At 73.5% G+C, this 17,107-nt stretch carries 13 protein-coding genes and 1 pseudogene; 3 read left to right on the top strand and 11 right to left on the bottom strand.

Annotated features, from left to right (window positions below):
* Window positions 1-103: 103 nt before the first annotated feature.
* The 5 genes from purH to sucC form a co-directional block, all read right to left on the bottom strand.
* Entirely contained in the window at window positions 104-1,732 is a 1,629-nt protein-coding gene (purH, locus tag Q6969_RS05620) for a bifunctional phosphoribosylaminoimidazolecarboxamide formyltransferase/IMP cyclohydrolase (RefSeq protein WP_317229552.1), read from the bottom strand.
* Window positions 1,729-2,328 carry a phosphoribosylglycinamide formyltransferase gene (gene purN / locus Q6969_RS05615; protein ID WP_396335518.1) on the bottom strand — a complete coding sequence of 200 codons (600 nt, stop codon included), beginning with the start codon at window positions 2,326-2,328 and terminating at the stop codon, window positions 1,729-1,731. Before purN ends, purH begins: the two co-directional genes overlap by 4 nt.
* Before the next feature lie 3 nt (window positions 2,329-2,331).
* Window positions 2,332-3,612, bottom strand: a complete 1,281-nt coding sequence (locus tag Q6969_RS05610) for a DUF6350 family protein (protein ID WP_317229550.1) — start codon at window positions 3,610-3,612, stop codon at window positions 2,332-2,334.
* Window positions 3,613-3,770: 158 nt separating this feature from the next.
* Window positions 3,771-4,658, bottom strand: a complete 888-nt coding sequence (gene sucD, locus Q6969_RS05605; RefSeq protein ID WP_317229549.1) for a succinate--CoA ligase subunit alpha — start codon at window positions 4,656-4,658, stop codon at window positions 3,771-3,773.
* Window positions 4,659-4,685: 27 nt separating this feature from the next.
* Window positions 4,686-5,849 carry an ADP-forming succinate--CoA ligase subunit beta gene (sucC, locus tag Q6969_RS05600; protein WP_317229548.1) on the bottom strand — a complete coding sequence of 388 codons (1,164 nt, stop codon included), beginning with the start codon at window positions 5,847-5,849 and terminating at the stop codon, window positions 4,686-4,688.
* A gap of 245 nt (window positions 5,850-6,094) precedes the next feature.
* Here sucC and Q6969_RS05595 point away from each other — a divergent pair, with 245 nt between their 5' ends.
* Both Q6969_RS05595 and Q6969_RS05590 read left to right on the top strand, forming a co-directional pair.
* Complete coding sequence (locus tag Q6969_RS05595; protein ID WP_317229547.1) at window positions 6,095-6,916, top strand: oxygenase MpaB family protein; 822 nt, start codon at window positions 6,095-6,097, stop codon at window positions 6,914-6,916.
* Window positions 6,917-7,019: 103 nt separating this feature from the next.
* Window positions 7,020-9,008 carry a hypothetical protein gene (locus Q6969_RS05590; RefSeq protein WP_317229546.1) on the top strand — a complete coding sequence of 663 codons (1,989 nt, stop codon included), beginning with the start codon at window positions 7,020-7,022 and terminating at the stop codon, window positions 9,006-9,008.
* Here Q6969_RS05590 and Q6969_RS05585 read toward each other — a convergent pair.
* Both Q6969_RS05585 and Q6969_RS05580 read right to left on the bottom strand, forming a co-directional pair.
* Window positions 8,980-11,430: a UvrD-helicase domain-containing protein gene (locus Q6969_RS05585; RefSeq protein WP_317229545.1), complete on the bottom strand. Its 2,451-nt coding sequence runs from the start codon at window positions 11,428-11,430 to the stop codon at window positions 8,980-8,982. The genes Q6969_RS05590 and Q6969_RS05585 overlap by 29 nt on opposite strands.
* A gap of 54 nt (window positions 11,431-11,484) precedes the next feature.
* On the bottom strand, window positions 11,485-12,648 hold the full coding sequence (locus Q6969_RS05580) for a glycerophosphodiester phosphodiesterase family protein (RefSeq protein ID WP_317229544.1): 1,164 nt from the start codon (window positions 12,646-12,648) through the stop codon (window positions 11,485-11,487).
* 141 nt (window positions 12,649-12,789) lie between these two features.
* Here Q6969_RS05580 and Q6969_RS05575 point away from each other — a divergent pair, with 141 nt between their 5' ends.
* Complete coding sequence (locus Q6969_RS05575; RefSeq protein ID WP_317229543.1) at window positions 12,790-13,593, top strand: Bax inhibitor-1/YccA family protein; 804 nt, start codon at window positions 12,790-12,792, stop codon at window positions 13,591-13,593.
* Window positions 13,594-13,706: 113 nt separating this feature from the next.
* On the opposite strand, the gene guaA is transcribed toward Q6969_RS05575, so the two are convergent.
* The 4 genes and pseudogenes from guaA to Q6969_RS05555 form a co-directional block, all read right to left on the bottom strand.
* A complete protein-coding gene (gene guaA / locus Q6969_RS05570; RefSeq protein ID WP_317229542.1) occupies window positions 13,707-15,287 on the bottom strand; it encodes a glutamine-hydrolyzing GMP synthase in 1,581 nt (526 codons plus the stop codon).
* A complete protein-coding gene (locus Q6969_RS05565) occupies window positions 15,284-15,823 on the bottom strand; it encodes a DUF3817 domain-containing protein (RefSeq protein ID WP_317229541.1) in 540 nt (179 codons plus the stop codon). The genes guaA and Q6969_RS05565 overlap by 4 nt, the downstream gene beginning before the upstream one ends.
* Before the next feature lie 9 nt (window positions 15,824-15,832).
* Complete coding sequence (locus Q6969_RS05560) at window positions 15,833-16,720, bottom strand: SURF1 family protein (protein WP_317229540.1); 888 nt, start codon at window positions 16,718-16,720, stop codon at window positions 15,833-15,835.
* A gap of 146 nt (window positions 16,721-16,866) precedes the next feature.
* Window positions 16,867-17,107, bottom strand: a pseudogene (locus tag Q6969_RS05555) (hypothetical protein); the annotation flags it as partial.

Raw genomic sequence — 17,107 nt, 5'->3', positions numbered from 1 at the left:
GCGGACCACCCCACCCCCGCAAAACAACCCGCATCCCGGGCGTGTCGCGTCGCCCTCCGCGGGGACGGGCGGGTGGCCGCTCCGGCGCCACCCGCCCTCCTGCTCAGTGGAAGAAGTGGCGCTCGCCCGTGAAGTACATGGCGACGCCGGCCGCACGGGCGGCGTCGACGACCTCCTCGTCGCGGACCGATCCCCCGGGCTGGACCACCGCGCGGACCCCGGCGTCGAGCAGCACCTGCAGTCCGTCCGCGAACGGGAAGAACGCGTCGGACGCCGCCACCGATCCGGCCGCCCGATCACCGGCGCGCTGCACTGCCAGCTGGCACGAGTCCACGCGGTTCACCTGGCCCATGCCCACTCCGACCGAGGCGCCGTGGTGCGCCAGGAGGATCGCGTTCGACTTGACCGCGCGGCACGCCTTCCACGCGAACTCGAGGTCCGCGAGGGTCTGCTCGTCCACGGGGTCGCCGGCCGCCAGGGTCCACGTCGCCGACAGACGCGACCCGTCGGTCGGGAACGCATCCCCGGACTGCACGAGGTAGCCGCCCGAGATCTGGCGGGCCTCGAGCTCCTCGCGGTGGTAGCCCTCCGGCAGGGTGAGCAGGCGCAGGTTCCTCTTGGTCCTCAGCAGCGTGAGGGCGTCGTCGTCGAACCCGGGGGCCACGAGCACCTCGGTGAAGATCTCCTTCACCGTCTCGGCCATCCCCAGCGTGACCGTCCGGTTGGCGGCGATGACGCCGCCGAACGCCGACACCGGGTCGCAGTCGTGGGCGCTGCGGTGCGCCGCGGCGATCGCGTCCACCCCGCGTGGCGCCGCCACGGCGATGCCGCAGGGGTTGGCGTGCTTGATGATGGCGACCGCCGGCTCGGCGAAGTCGTAGGCGGCCCGCACCGCGGCATCCGCGTCGACGAAGTTGTTGTAGGACATCTCCTTGCCGTGGAGCTGGACCGCCTGCGCGATGCCCGCGCCGTCCGGGCGCCGGTAGAGGGCGGCGTCCTGGTGGGAGTTCTCCCCGTACCGCAGCACCTGCGCGAGCTCGCCCGTCACCTCCCAGCCATCGGGCCAGGCGCTCCCCGTCGTCGGCGTCGCCGCCTCCGCGCCGACGACCGTCGACCGGAAGTAGTCGGCGACCGCGCGATCGTAGTCGGCGGTGTGCGCGAAGGCGGACGCTGCGAGCCGGCGCCGCTGCTCGAGGGTCGTCCCCCCCGATCCGACCGCGCCGATCACCTCCGGGTAGGACGAGGGCGACACGACGATGGCCACGTTCGCGTGGTTCTTGGCCGACGCGCGCACCATCGCGGGCCCGCCGATGTCGATCTGCTCGATCACCTCCGACGCCGGGGCTCCCGACGCCACCGTCTCCACGAACGGATAGAGGTTCACCACCACGAGCTGGAACGGCGAGATGCCGAGCTCCGCGAGCTGGACCTCGTGGGACTCGAGCCGCAGGTCGGCCAGCAGACCCGCGTGCACGGCGGGATGCAGCGTCTTCACCCGTCCGTCGAGCGACTCCGGGAACCCGGTGACATCCTGCACCTGCGTCACGGGGAAGCCCGCCTCCGCGATGGTGCTCGCCGTGGATCCGGTGGAGACGATCTCGACGCCCGCTCCCGCGAGGGCCGCGGCCAGGTCGACGAGACCGGTCTTGTCGCTGACGGAGACGAGGGCGCGTGCCACCTCGATGCCGTCGCGGTCGCGGAACAGGGACGGGTCGTGACGGGGTCCGCTCATGCCGGGGACAGCTCCTTGAGGTCGATGGTGCCGAGGGATATCGCGCGCACGGTGTCGACGAGGAGCCTGCGCTCCACGACCTTGATGCGCTCGTGCAGGGTGTGCTCGGTGTCGCCCGGCTCCACGGGCACCCGCTCCTGCGCGAGCACGGGACCGGTGTCGACGCCGGTGTCGACGACGATGATGGAGGCCCCGGAGCTCGTGGCCCCGGCGGCGATGGCGTCGCGGACGGCGTGCGCCCCGGGGAACTCCGGCAGGTAGGCGGGATGCGTGTTCACGATGCGCGGGGCGAACGCCTGCACGGCCCTCGGCGGGAGCAGGCGCATGAAGCCGCTGAGCACCACCAGGTCCGGCTCCCACGCGGCGACGGCGGCGGCGAGCTCGTCCCCCCACGCCGCGCGGTCGGGGAAGCTCCCGAACGGCACCGTGAAGGTGGGGATCCCCCGCTCCTCCGCGAAGAGCAGGCCGTCCGCGTCGCGATCCGCGCCGACCGCGATGACGCGGGCGGGGTAGTCCGCGTGCTCGGCCGCCTGGAGGAGGGCGTGGAGGTTGGTCCCGCTGCCGGAAATGAGGACGACCACGTTGAGCACCCGCACAGCCTATCCGCGTCCTTCCGGGCTGCGCCGGACCAACGGGGCCATCAGCCCGGAGACGAACATGCCGGCGACCGACGCGACGCCGATCTCGAGGAACGCCGCGAGGAGGATCCACCCGGCGGCCGGACCGACGTCCGCCAGGCGGCCCGGACCCGCGGCACCGCCGGAGAGGACCGCGAGCAGCGCGAGCGCGACCGATCCGACCACGCCCATCCCGAGCCCCGCCGCCAGGAACCACGGCCAGCGTCGCGCCTCGGGCTCCGGGATGCGGGCCACCCGGGGGGACAGCGCCACCGCCGCGACGAAGGAGACGACGACCGGCACGAGGATGCCCAGGTAGCCGAGGTCGAGGGTTCCCTGCGGGACGATGCCCAGCACGGGCACGGACGGCAGCGGGCCCACGGACGTACCGAGCGGGGACACCGACGACCCCGTGCCGAGCGCGAAGCCCGGGCCCACGAGCCACGACGCCGCCCACACCACGAGGTTGGGCAGCAGGGCCAGCTGCGCGAGCGTGAGGGCGATGCCGCCGACGACGCCCGTCTGGAGCGTCTCGTAGAGCGTGATGACGGTGGCGTACTGGAGGCCGAGCAGCACCGCGACCACGACGGCGGAGACCGCGACGACCGCGAACGCGGCGGCGGCGCCCCCGCGGACCGCCGTGGCGGTGGCGGAGAGCGCGCCCTCGGGCAGCCGGTCGAGCGCGTCGCGCACTCCCCGGATCGTCCGGGCGGCCCGCCCGGACGTCAAGGACGCCCACCACCGTGCGGCGCGCGCGCGATCCGCCCGCGCGACGCCGCCGATGAGGAGCCCCAGCGCGAGGACGAGGGTCGGGAGGATCGCGCCGCGGGCGACGGCGGGCGCGATGCCCTCGTGCTGCACCGCGAGCGTCAGGCCGAGCGACAGCACGGCGGTCGTCGCCACCGCCGCGGCGGCCCCGACGCCCGGGTGGTCGGTCTCCACGATGCGACGGCCCGCGCGCATCCCCAGGAGGAGCGTCAGGAGGGCGAAGCCGAGGGGCGCGAGGGAGAGCGCGAACGGGCCGTCGACACCGGGGAGGCCGAGCGCGGTGGCGAGCGACGGATCGAGGGACGCGGTGAGCGGCACCCCGTGACCGAGGAGCCAGAGGTCGACGGCCGTCCGCGCGAACACGCCCCAGTCGACCTGCAGGTCGTACTGGCCGGCCCACAGCGCGGTGAGGGGCACGAGCGGCAGAGCGACGCCGACCCCCACCACCAGGAGCGCCTCGAGTGCCGCGAACAGGGCGGTTGCGTGTCGGTTCATGCCTCGACGACCCTACCGGCCGCGCCCCGGCGGGCCGGCTCCCCGGCGGGCGCGGCGGAGCATCGGCGCCGCGATCCGCGCGGGAGCGGGCGGGCGCGACGACGGCCCGCATCCACGGGGGATGCGGGCCGTCGAGGTCGGCGCCGGAGCGCGTCCCGCTACAGGGCGGCGAAGACCTCGCGCAGGAGGTTCGCGGTCTCGGTCGGGGTCTTGCCGACCTTGACGCCGGACGCCTCGAGGGCCTCCTTCTTGCCCTGCGCCGTGCCGCTGCCGCCGGAGACGATGGCGCCCGCGTGGCCCATGGTCTTGCCCTCGGGAGCGGTGAAGCCCGCGACGTACGCGACGACCGGCTTCGTGACGTGGGCCTTGATGTACTCAGCCGCGCGCTCCTCGGCGTCGCCGCCGATCTCGCCGATCATGACGATGGCGCGCGTCTCGGGGTCGGCCTCGAACGCCTCGAGGGCGTCGATGTGCGTGGTCCCGATGATGGGGTCTCCGCCGATGCCGATGGCCGTCGAGATGCCCAGGTCGCGCAGCTCGAACATCATCTGGTACGTGAGCGTGCCCGACTTCGACACGAGGCCGATGGGGCCGGCCTCGGTGATGGTCGCCGGGATGATGCCGGCGTTCGACTTGCCGGGGCTGATGATGCCGGGGCAGTTCGGGCCGACGATGCGCGTCTTCCCGCCGGTGCTCTTGGCGTGCGACCAGAACTCGGCCGAGTCCTTGACCGGGATGCCCTCGGTGATGACCACCGCGAGCGGGATGGCGGCGTCGATGGCCTCGACCACCGCGCCCTTGGCGAACGCCGGAGGCACGAAGATGACCGACACGTCGGCCCCCGTCTGGGCCATCGCCTCGGCGACGGACCCGAAGATCGGGAGCTCGACGCCCTCGATCGTGACCGTGCTGCCCGCCTTCCGCGGGTTGACGCCGCCGACGACCTTGCTGCCGGACGCGAGCATGCGGCCCGCGTGCTTGGTGCCCTCGGACCCGGTGAGGCCCTGGACGATGATCCTGCTGTTCTCGTCGAGAAGAATCGACATCTACCTGTTCCTGTTCTCTCTCGGGAGTTAAGCGGCGGCCAGCTCGGCGGCCTTGTCGGCCGCCTCGTCCATGGTGCCCACGACGGTGACGAGGGGGTGCGCACGCTCCTCGAGGATGCGACGGCCCTCCTCGACGTTGTTGCCGTCCAGCCGGACGACGAGCGGCTTGGTGGCGGCGTCGCCCAGCTTGTCGAGCGCGCCGACGATGCCGTTGGCGACGGCGTCGCACGAGGTGATGCCGCCGAAGACGTTGACGAAGACGCTGGTGACCTGCTCGTCACCGAGGATGACGTCGAGACCCGCCGCCATGACCTCGGCCGACGCTCCGCCGCCGATGTCGAGGAAGTTCGCCGGGCGGACGCCGCCGTGCGACTCGCCGGCGTAGCTGACGACGTCGAGCGTCGACATGACGAGGCCCGCGCCGTTGCCGATGATGCCGACCTGGCCGTCGAGCTTGACGTAGTTGAGGTCGGACTCCTTGGCCTTGGCCTCGAGCGGGTCGGCCGCGGCCGCGTCCTCGAGGGCGGCGTGGCCCTCGTGGCGGAAGCCCGCGTTCTCGTCGAGGGTCACCTTGCCGTCGAGCGCGATGATGTCGCCCGACTCGGTGAGGACCAGCGGGTTGACCTCGACGAGCGTCGCGTCCTCGTCCCGGTACACCCACCAGAGGCGCTCGAACACGGGCGCGACCTTGGCGATGAGCTCCTCGGGGAACGAGGCGGCACGGGCGATCTCCTCGGCCTTCGCGGCATCGATGCCGGCGACCGGGTCGATCTCGATGCGGGCGAGCGCCTCGGGCCGCGTGACCGCGAGCTCCTCGATCTCCATGCCGCCCTCGTAGCTCGCGAGGCACAGGTAGGAGCGCTCGGCGCGGTCGAGGAGGATGGAGAAGTAGAACTCCTGCTCGATGCGCGCACCGGCCGCGACCATGACGCGGTGGACGGTGTGGCCCTTGATGTCGAGCCCGAGGATGCCCTGGGCCGCCTCGAACGCCGCGTCGGCGCTCTGGGCGACCTTCACGCCGCCCGCCTTGCCGCGGCCGCCGGTCTTCACCTGCGCCTTCACCACCACGGTGCCGCCCAGCTTCTCGGCCGCGGCGCGCACCTCCTCGGCGGTGTCGGCGACGATCCCCGGGAGGACCGGGACGCCGTAGGACTCGAAGAGGTCCCTGGCCTGGTATTCGAAAAGATCCACGCGTGTCATCCCATCCGCACCCGCGCCAGGCGGTACGTGCGTCGTTCGAGGCTGCGGTGCCACGACCGTCTGGTGGCGGCACCCGGTGTGTTGCGGCTGCTCGACCCGCGCACCGCCACCGAGGTGGACCGGCACGCCGCGTCGACGACCGTGGAGAGCCTACCGGGTCCGGGGTCGGCGAGCCCGGGAGCGCGGGGGCCCGTGCACGGGGCGGGGTTCCGCGTCCGGGGAGGGAGACTGGTCGGATGAGGCCGAGCGCGCATCCCGCACGACGACGGGAGGGGTCCATCCGCGACCTGGCCGGGGAGGGGATCCTCCTCGCGGCGGGAGGACGGGCGATCCTGCTGCAGATCGCCGACCCGTCGGTCGCCCGCGGCGTCGCGGAGCACAGCGACTTCGCCGCGCGCCCCCTCGACCGCCTCGAGGGGACCCTCGGCTACGTCTACGCCGTCGTCTTCGGCTCCCCCGCCGAGGTCGCGCGAGCTCGGCGCATCGTCGGCCGGGCGCACGGGGCCGTGCGGTCGCCGCACGCCGCGGCGGACGGCTCGGCACCCGCGTACAGCGCGTACGACCCCGACCTGCAGCTCTGGGTGGCCGCGACGCTCTACGACTCCGCGATCACCATGTTCGAGCGGTGCTTCGGCCCGCTCCCCGAGGAGGCGGCCGACCGGCTCTACCGGGAGTACGCGGTGCTCGGCACCGCCCTGCAGGTGCCGGCGGGGCTCTGGCCGGCGGACCGCGCGGCCTTCCGCGCGTACTGGGACGCCCGCATCGCGGCCCTGGAGCCGACGGCGGACGCGCGGCGCGTCGCGCGGACCCTGCTCAGCGGGCGCGTCGGATCGCCCGCCGTCCGCTCCGTGATGCCGCTCGTCGCCCTCCTCACCGCCGGGCTGCTCCCGCCCCGCCTCCGGCCCGGCTTCGGCCTGCGGTGGGATGCCCGGCTCGAGCGCCGGTTCGACCGCCGGCTCGGGTGCCTCCTCGCCGTCTACCGGGTGCTGCCGCGCATCGTCCGCGAGGCTCCGCGATCGGTGATCTCGTACCGGTACCGCCGACGCGACCTCGGCTGACGGCCGCCGCGGCCGCCCCTGCACAGGCGCGGCCGGGCGCAGGCCGTCCCCTCCGCCGGCCCGCCCGACAGGCGGACCGCCCGGCGCCCCCCATCGTGCGGGCATGACACCCCACCCCTCGCATCCCCGCCTCTCCGCCTCGCCGGGCGCCCGCCTCGACCGCCCGCCCGCAGCCCGCCGCACCACCCGGGGAGCATCGGTCCTCGTCGGCATCGGCCTCGCGCTCGGGCTGGGGCTCGCGGCAGGCGCCGTCCCCGCCGCGCACGCGCTGAGCGCCGTCTCCCACGGCGTCGGGTACGACTCCCGCCACGACGGCCGATGGCTGGGGTCCTACCGCCTGGACGACGGCCGGCTCGGGTTCTGCATCGACGTCGGGCTCGCCGCCCCGCCCGGACACGAGTACGCCCCGTCCGACGACGCGGGCCGGTCTCCCGAGGACCGCGCGCGGCTCGCCTACATCTCCCGCCGGTGGGCCGGGTCCGAGGATCCCGACACCGCCGCGGCCGGGCAGCTCGCCACGTGGAGCATCACCGGCCTCGGTGGTCACGACCTCTCCTGGTACGCGGCCCGCGCCGGCGATCGCGCCGCCTCCGTCGAGTCGCGCGCCCGGGAGATGCTCGCCGAGGCGGCATCCGGGGCCTCGCGCTCGGTGGCGGCGTCCGCGGCCGTCGTGCTCGGGGACGACGGGCGCGGCAGCGTCCGCGTCGACCTGCGCGCCGACCTCATCGCCGGCGGGCCGACCGACGTCCCGACCGGCTCCGAGACCGCGACCGTCTCCCTCGACGGCGCCGTCTTCGACGACGGGACGGCGAACGCCGCTCTCCCGAACGGCACGGCGGTGCCGATCCGGGCGACCGGGTCGGGACCGTCCGTGCAGGTCGCGGCGAGCGCGGCCTTCGCGTCCCTGCCGTACGGGGACGCCCTCGACGTCGTCGGCGACGGCGGCGCGTCGCAGGGGATGATCCTGGCGCGTCCGTCCGATTCGCGGGCCGATGCGCGGGCGGAGGCCCGAGCACCGAGCCCCCTCCCCTTCGCACCCCGGGTCGTCACGCGCACCTCGCTGCCGGTCGCGGCCGCAGGCGACGAGCTGACGGATGCGCTGCGCGTGTCCGCGGATCCCGCCGCACCCGCGGACGGCGACCGTCCCGCGACGGCCGGCGGCTGGGGGCTCGTCCGCGCCTCCGACGGAGGGCTGTCCCCGATACCCGTCACCGTGCGCAGCCGGCTCCTCGGCCCGTTCCCCGAGCAGGTCGGACCGGAGCGCGACGCCGCTCCCGAGCGCGCGCCGCAGGTCTGCGAGGTCCTCACCCTGGTGGACCGCGGCGCCGGCGACTACGCCTCGCCCGCCTGCCGACTCCCCGCCGGAGGCTTCTACACCTGGGTCGACTCCATCTCGCCGGCGGACACCCCGGCGGACCGCGGGCGCGATCGGGTGCTGCCCTGGCGATCGACGTTCGGCGCGGCGACGGAGACCACGCAGGTCCCGCAGCCCCCGACCATCACGACGACCATCGGCGAGCGCGAGATCACGACCGGCGGATGCCAGACCGACACGCTGCGCACGTCCTCGTTCGTCGGGGTCGGCGCCGTGCCGGTGCGCGTGCGCCTCGCCGGCCCGTTCGCGGCCGCGCCGGCCGAGGGCGAGGCCGTCGACCTGCCCGCCGGCCCCGCAGCGGACGGGTCCTCGTCCGAGGTCGAGCTCACGGGCGAGGGGGAGGTGACCACGCCGTGCATGAGCGTCGCCTCACCGGGGTGGTACGTGGCCGTGCTCGACAGCGTCGGCCGACCCTCCGGGGACGCGGACGGGGCGGCGATCGCGCCGTTCGCGGATCAAGTCGCCCACGTGACCGAGACCTTCCACGCGGGACCGCCGCCGACCGGGTCGGACGTCCCGCCGCGGCTCGAGCTGGCCATGACGGGCGGCGCCCCCGGCATCGGCGTGCCGTGGCCGGGAGCATCGGCACATGCGGGCCCGGGGACGCTGGCGATCGCCGCCGCCGCCCTCGGCGTCCTGGGGGCGGCGGGCGTCAGCGCCCGTCGGGCCCGCCGGGCGCGCCCGCGCGTCAGAGCTTCTCGATGGGCGCGATCTTGATGAGGAGCCGCTTCCGGCCGGCGGGTCCGTCGAACTGCACCTCCGCGATGCGCTTCCGGCCCTCGCCGGTGACGCCCGTCACGCGGCCGTCCCCGAAGTCGGTGTGGCGGATCCGGTCGCCGAAGGCGAGCTCGAGGTCGCCGTTGTCGCGCACCTGCCCGGTGACGGTGTTCGCCCACTGGGTCTTGGGTCGCGGCGGAGGCGGCAGGGCGGGATCCTCGAAGCCGCTCGAGGATCGGGAGCGGCCCCCGTATCCCCCGCCTTCCCGTCGGGCGTTGAGGGCACGGGGCTGGGTGCCGCCCCGGGAGGTGGCCATGCCCGGGGACTGCTTCCAGTCGATGAGCTCCGCCGGGATCTCCTGCAGGTACCGGCTCGGCATGGCGACGTTGACCTCGCCGAACTGGGCCCGGGTCATCGCCAGCGAGATGAAGAGGCGTCGGCGTGCCCGTGTGATGCCCACGTAGAACAGCCGACGCTCCTCCGCGGGACCGCCCGGCTCGTTGGCCGACATGCGGTGCGGGAGCAGGTCCTCCTCCACGCCCGTGAGGAACACCGAGTCGTACTCGAGGCCCTTCGCGGTGTGCAGCGTCATGAGCGACACGGTGCCGCTCGAGTCGTCGAGCTCGTCGGCGGCGGCGACCAGCGACACCTCGGTGAGGAAGTCGACGAGCTGGCCCTCGGGGTTGTTCCGCGAGAACTCCTTCGTCACCGCGACGAGCTCCTCCACGTTCTCCGCGCGCGCCTCGTCCTGCGCGTCTCGGCTCGCGCGGAGCGCCTGCACCAGGCCGCTCCGGTCGAGGAGGGTCGTGACGAGGTCGCCGACGGTCGTGCGGCCCTCCGGCCGGTCGGGGTCGAGCAGCAGGGCGACCTCGTCGAGCATCCGGGAGAGCGTGAGGATGGCCTGGGTCACCTTGGGCCCCAGCCCGAGCTCCGACGCCCGGCGCATGGACTCGCGGAAGGTCACCCCGTGTGCCTCGGCGAAGTTCGCCAGCGCGGTCTCCGTGGCGGGCCCGATGCCGCGCTTGGGGGTGTTGAGGATGCGCCGGAGCGCCAGCACGTCGGCCGGGTTGGCGACCGCGATGAGGTACGCCATGGCGTCCTTGATCTCGGCGCGCTCGTAGAACTTGGTGCCGCCCATGATCCGGTAGGGCACCGCCGAGCGGATGAGGATCTCCTCGAGGGCGCGCGTCTGCGCGTTCGTGCGGTAGAAGACGGCGATCTCCGAGTAGGCGGTGCCCTCCTCGTGCAGCTTCTGGATCTCGTCGGCGACGAACTGCGCCTCGTCGTGCCCCGAGTACCCCGTGAAGCCCACGATCCTGTCGCCATCGCCGATGGAGGTCCAGAGCTTCTTGTCCTTGCGGTCGAAGTTGTTCGAGATGACGGCGTTGGCCGCGGTGAGGATGTTCTGCGTGGATCGGTAGTTCTGCTCGAGGAGCACGACCTTCGACTGCGGGAAGTCGCGCTCGAACTCCGTGATGTTGCGGATGTCGGCGCCGCGGAACGCGTAGATGGACTGGTCGCTGTCGCCCACCACGGTGAGCGACGCGCCGTCGATGCCGCCCATGCCGTTGGTGGACATGCGGGTGTCGACGGGGACGTCGTCCGGCGACACCGCGCGCGTCAGCTCCCGGATGAGCGAGTACTGCGCGTGGTTCGTGTCCTGGTACTCGTCCACCAGGACGTGACGGAAGCGGCGCTGGTACAGCGCCGCGACCTTCGGGAACGCACGGAAGAGGAAGACGGTCTGGCCGATGAGGTCGTCGAAGTCGAACGCGTTCGCCGCGGCGAGGGAGCGCGTGTACTGGCGGAAGATCTCCACGAACATGGCCTCGGCCGGATCCTGGAAGTTCGCCGTCCGCGCGAACGTGTCCGCGTCCGACAGCTCGTTCTTGAGCTTCGAGATGCGACCCGAGACGGACGAGACCGTGAAGCCCAGCGTGTCCGCGTCGAGCTGCTTGATGATCCGCTTGATGAGCACCCGCGAGTCGGCCGAGTCGTAGATCGTGAAGTTCTGGGTGAAGCCGAAGGCCTCCGCCTCGCGCCGCAGGATGCGCACGCACGCGGAGTGGAACGTCGAGATCCACATGCCCTCGGAGGCCTGGCCGAGCAGCGACTCGACGCGCTCGCGCATCTCGGCGGCGGCCTTGTTCGTGAAGGTGATGGCGAGGATCTGGCTCGGCCACGCCTCCCGGGACTCGATGAGACTCGCGATGCGGTGCGTGAGCACGCGCGTCTTGCCGGAACCGGCGCCGGCGACGATGAGGAGCGCCGGACCGCGGTAGACGACGGCCTCGCGCTGCTCGGGGTTGAGGCCCTCGAGGAGCGGATCCGCAGGGGCGCCCGCTCCGCCGTCGGCGCCCGCACGGCCGTCCAGGATGATCGGCGTGCTGGAGGGGCGAAGGGCGGCGGGGTCGGCACTCATGTCGGCTTCGATCCTAGGCGCTGCCCCCGACGCCCGGCCGGGCCCGGGTCCGCGTCAGCGCCCCGCCGCGGCCGCCCGCTCCGCGACCAGGCGCACCGCGAGGTCCGGGTGGTCGGCGAAGACGCCGTCGACCCCCGCGTCCAGGAGCCGCCCCCAGTGGGTGCGGTGGTCGCCGTGCGCCGAACGCGGCCCGGCGCTCCGGAGCGGCCGGGGCAGGAACGCGTTCTCCGGCCGCAGCGTCCACGTGAGGACCGACAGCCCGGCTCGGTGCGCGCGCTCGACGAGGTCGGAGACGGGTGCGACGCCGGGGACGCCGCCACCGACCGCGCCGGCCACCTGCACCCCCGGTGCCGTCACGGGTGTCGTCACGGTCGTCCCCCGAGCCGCCGCCCCCGCCGCCGCCCCCGCCCCCGCCCCGGCGGATGCCGCACCGAACCCGGCAGCGGCCACGATGCGCTCCACGCCGACGCTGATCCCGTCGACCTCCGCGGCGAGCGCGGCCAGCCCCGCGTCGGTCAGCTGCTCGTCGAAGGTGACCGCGCGGTCGCCGACCCGGGCGACCTCGTCCGCGGGTCGGCCGCGCCCCTCGAGCAGGTAGACGAGCCGTGCCGCGAGGCCGCGCGCGCGGACGCGCAGCAGCACGTCGCGCTCGAAGGCCTCGACCGTGAGCCGGGACGCGTCCTCCGCCCAGCCGTGCGCGCCGAGGTCGCGGGCGAGCAGCTCGTCGAGCGGCAGGCCGAGCGCCTGGAAGTGCGTGGCGTGCTTGATCTCCGCGACCATGCCGAGCGGGCGGCCGTGGCGCGCGGACTCCTGGTCGATGATCCGCAGCAGGTCCGGCAGCGACAGCACGGTCTCCTCGTCGTCGTGGGCCGCGCTGGCCGGGCGCACCGCGGGGATCCGCTCCCGGCAGCGGAGCGTGCGGATCTCGGCCCACGTCATGTCCTCGGTGAACCAGCCGGTGCGCTCGACGCCGTCGACGAGGCGCGTCGTCCGCCGGTCCGCGAGCTCCGGGCGGTCGGCGACGTCGGTCGTGCCCGACAGCTCGTTCTCGTGCCGGATGACGAGCACCCCGTCGGACGACGCCACGAGGTCCGGCTCGACGGCGTCCGCCCCCTGGGCGAAGCCGAGCCGCACGGCCGCGGCCGAGTGCTCCGGACGGTGGCCGCTGGCGCCGCGATGGGCGATGACGAGGGGACGGGGGCGACGGGCGTGATCCACGCGGGGGACGCTACAGGCGCCAGGTGGACGGAGAGCGCGTGCCCATCCGAGGAAATACGGAGGCCGCGCGAGTGGTTTCCCAGGCTGGTCGGCTAAATTCGTCGGCAATCACGTTCATCCACCACTGAGAGTAGAAGGACCATGGCCAACCCCACGTTCTCCAACAACCCGGTCTTCAACGGCCGGGGTGCGCAGCCGACGAGGGAGGTGACCCCGGAGAGCCTCGACGAGCTCTACAACCGCCCCTCGGCGACCTCGGTCCAGACCGACCGGATGACCTTCGAGGACACGACCGTGAAGACGGTCAGCCTGCTCGCCATCGTCGTGGTGCTCGGCGCCGTCGCATGGATCTCGGGTCCGCTCGCGCTCCCCCTCGCCATGCTCGGCGCCATCGGCGGTCTCGTCCTCGGCCTCGTCAACTCCTTCAAGAAGGAGCCGTCGGTCCCGCTCATCGTCGCCTACGCGGCGTTCGAGGGGCTCTTCGTGGGTGGCATCTCCCGCGTCTTCGACAACATCTATCCGGGTGTCGCGACGCAGGCCGTCCTCGGCACGGCGGCCGTCTTCGCGACGGTGCTGCTGCTCTTCCGCAGCGGCAAGATCCGCGCCTCCAAGAAGGCCACCAAGATCTTCCTGGTCGCCATGGTCGGCTACCTGCTCTTCTCGGTCATCAACTTCGCCCTCACGGCGTTCGGCGTCCTGGACAGCCCGTTCGGCCTCCGCAGCGAGACGGTGTTCGGCATCCCGCTCGGCGTGATCCTCGGCATCTTCGTCGTGCTCCTGGCCTCGTACTCGCTGGTCCTCGACTTCGACTTCATCCAGCGCGGCGTCCGCTCGGGCGCTCCCCGTCGGTACGGGTGGACCGCGGCCTTCGGCCTCGTCGTCACCATCGTGTGGCTGTACGTCGAGCTGCTCCGCCTGTTCGCCATCCTGCGCGGCAACAACTAGCACCACCGCCGGTCCGCGGCGCAGCACCGCGGACCGGCAGAACGACGAAGGCCGCTCCCCTCGGGGAGCGGCCTTCGTCGTCCAGCGCCGGCGTCAGGGCCGGAGCGGGAGGATCACTCCCACTCGATGGTGCCCGGCGGCTTCGACGTGACGTCGAGCACGACGCGGTTCACGCCGTCGACCTCGTTCGTGATGCGGTTGGAGATGCGCGCCAGCACGTCGTACGGCAGGCGGGTCCAGTCCGCGGTCATGGCGTCCTCGCTGGAGACGGGGCGCAGCACGATGGGGTGGCCGTACGTACGGCCGTCGCCCTGCACGCCGACGGAGCGGACGTCCGCGAGGAGCACGACCGGGCACTGCCAGATCTCCTGGTCGAGGCCGGCCGCGCTGAGCTCGGCCCGCGCGATGGCGTCGGCCTTGCGCAGCAGCTCGAGGCGCTCGGCCGTGACCTCGCCGACGATGCGGATGCCGAGGCCGGGGCCGGGGAACGGCTGGCGTCCCACGATGACCTCGGGGAGGCCGAGCTCACGGCCGATGGCGCGCACCTCGTCCTTGAACAGCGTGCGGAGCGGCTCGACGAGCTCGAACTTGAGGTCCTCGGGGAGGCCGCCGACGTTGTGGTGGCTCTTGATGTTCGCGGTGCCCGTGCCGCCGCCGGACTCCACGACGTCCGGGTACAGCGTGCCCTGCACGAGGAAGCGGATCGGCTCGCCGTCGGCCTTCGCCTCGAGCACGAGCGCCTCCGCGGCGCCCTCGAACGACCGGATGAACTCGCGGCCGATGATCTTGCGCTTCGCCTCGGGATCCGTGACCCCCGCGAGTCCGTCGAGGAACTGCTCGGCCGCGTCGACGGTGACGAGGCGGACGCCCGTGGCGGCCACGTAGTCCTCCTCGACCTGGCGGCGCTCGTCCTGGCGGAGGAGTCCGTGGTCGACGAACACGCAGGTGAGCTGGTCGCCGACCGCGCGGTGCACGATCGCCGCGGCCACGGCCGAGTCGACGCCGCCGGAGAGGCCGCAGATGACGCGGGCGTCGCCGACCTGGGCGCGGATGCGCTCGACCTGCTCGGCGATGACGTTGCCGCTGTTCCAGTCGCCGGGGATGCCCGCGGCGCGGTGCAGGAAGTTCTCGAGCACGGCCTGGCCGTGCGCGCTGTGCTTGACCTCGGGGTGCCACTGCACGCCGTACAGGCGGCGCTCGTCGCTCGCGAAGGCGGCGACGGGCGTCGAGGCGCTGGATGCGAGGACCTCGAAGCCCTCGGGGGCCTTCGACACCGAGTCGCCGTGGCTCATCCACACGGTCTGGTCGTCGGGCTGGCCGTCGAGGAGGGTGCTTCCAGGCGTGAGCGTGACCGCGGTGGATCCGTACTCGCGCTGGCCGGTGTGCGCCACCTCGCCGCCGAGCGCGCGGGCCATCACCTGGAAGCCGTAGCAGATGCCGAGCACCGGGACCCCGAGGTCGAGGATGCCCTCGTCGAGGCCGGGCGACCCCTCCTCGTAGACGCTGGACGGGCCGCCGCTCAGCACGATGCCCGAGGGGTCCTTCGCGCGGATCTCCTCCGCGGTGATCGTGGACGGCACGATCTCCGAGTACACGTTGGCCTCGCGGACGCGGCGGGCGATCAGCTGCGCGTACTGGGCGCCGAAGTCGACGACGAGGACGGGGCGCTGGTTCGTGGGGTTGTCGACGCTCAAGTGGTGGCCTCCGTGGTGGTGGTCGGGTCGATGGGTCGGGGATCGGGATCGTCGGCGCCGCCGGTCGGGGCCGCGCGGCGCGGCGCCTCGAGCCTCGCGATGGTCTCCCGCACCTGGCGGGCGATGCGCGCCTCCACCACGAAGGAGAGGAACGGCACGACGCCGCCCGCCGCGATGAGGATGAAGCGCGTGAACGACCAGCGCATCCTCTGCCACAGCAGGAAGTCGCTGATGAGGTAGACCACGTAGATGTTGCCGTGGGCGATCTGGATGATGAGGCTCAGGTTGGTGCCCGTGAGCGTGTCGGCGGGCGACAGCGCCAGGAAGCCGGACGGTCCGTTCAGCTCCAGCTCGTAGCCCGCGCCCGCGAGGTACTGCAGCGAGCCGTCCACGAACTGGAAGCCGGGCAGGTACTTGAAGCCCATCTCCACGACGAGGAGCAGGAGGAACGCGCCGGTGATGAACGCCATGACGCGGTAGAAGGCGAGGACCCTCCGGATCTGCGGGACGTCGGAGCGCTTGAGTCCGTAGGCCATGGGGCGATCCTACCGGTCGGCGTCTGCGCGGCCCCCGGGGCGGGCGGCCCCCGGGAGGGCGGACCCGACGGGGGCGTCGAGGTCGTCGCCGGGGGACGCGTCGTCGTCCTCCTCGTCCTCGTCCTCCTCGTCCTCGTCCTCGCGGTAGCCGGGCTGCTCCCGCGTCCACGTGTCGCGGACGGTGCGATACCAGATGACGATCGCGAAGATCGCGAAGACCGCCCACTCCGCCGCGTAGAAGATGTTGAGCCAGTTGAGCTGCACCGCCTCGCTCGGCGGCGGGGAGTCGATGGCCTCGAGACCCGCGACGGGCGCGGAGGCGACGATGAACCCGTTGTAGACGGCGCCGACATCGCCCGGCCAGAGGTTCACGAGCGCCGCGGTGCTGAGCCGCGTCATGCGCTCGGGGTCCTGGCCCGAGCCCGGCGGCTCCGGCTGCTCGCTGGGCAGGAAGCGGCCGACGACCTCGACGACCCCGGTGGGCATCCCGTCGCCCGCGTCCATGGCGGCGGCCACGCGCGCAGCCTCCTCGTCCGTCGCGGCCCAGCCGAGCGCCACGGGAACGCTGTCCGGCAGGGCGTCGGGGTCGGGATCCGCGGGGACGCCGGCGTCCGTGATGGCGAGGTGCCCCACGACCCAGGCACCGGTGCGGTCGCCGTTCCGGCGGTCGGCGACGACGACGAGGTCGCCGGGGACGAGGGTGCCGGACACCGTGACCATGTGGCCCGCGGACCGGTCCGTGACGTAGCCCTGCGGCTCGACCAGGGTCCCGAGCGGGAGCGCCGTCTCCGTGTCGCGCTCGATGACGACGCCGGACTCGACCGCGCGAGCCAGCTGCCACTGGCCGAGGGCGGCGAAGCCTGCGGCGATGACCAGGGCGAGCGCCAGGAGCGCCACCGAGCGGGGGCGCCGGGCGACCCGGCCGACTGTGGGACCGGGAGCATCGGATGCGGGGCCGCCGGGTCCGCCGGGTCCGCCGGAGCCAGCGGATCCGGAGGCCGGCCGGTCGGAGGCGGGGGGGCGGTGTTCGGGTGCGTGCGTCATCAGTAGTCGGGTTCCCGTTCGCGGGTGGGCGGTGTCCAGGTGTCGTGGTCGGACTGCTGTCCGGCCTGCTCGGCGCGGCGTCGGTCGGGCGCGGGATGCGCGTCCGCCTCCCCGTCGTCCGAGGCCGGGCCCGCGGACTGCGTGGCGCCGCGCGCGCCCTCCGCCTCGGGTCCGGTACCCGGCGTCGTGCCGCGTCCCGGTGCGCCGGGACGACACGCCGGGCGCTTCCGCCGGATGTCG

The sequence above is a fragment of the Clavibacter sp. MX14-G9D genome, assembly GCF_032917815.1.
Lineage (GTDB): Bacteria > Actinomycetota > Actinomycetes > Actinomycetales > Microbacteriaceae > Clavibacter > Clavibacter michiganensis_K.
The sequence above is the reverse complement of the archived record's forward strand: the minus strand, read 5'-3'. Positions and strand labels throughout refer to the sequence as shown.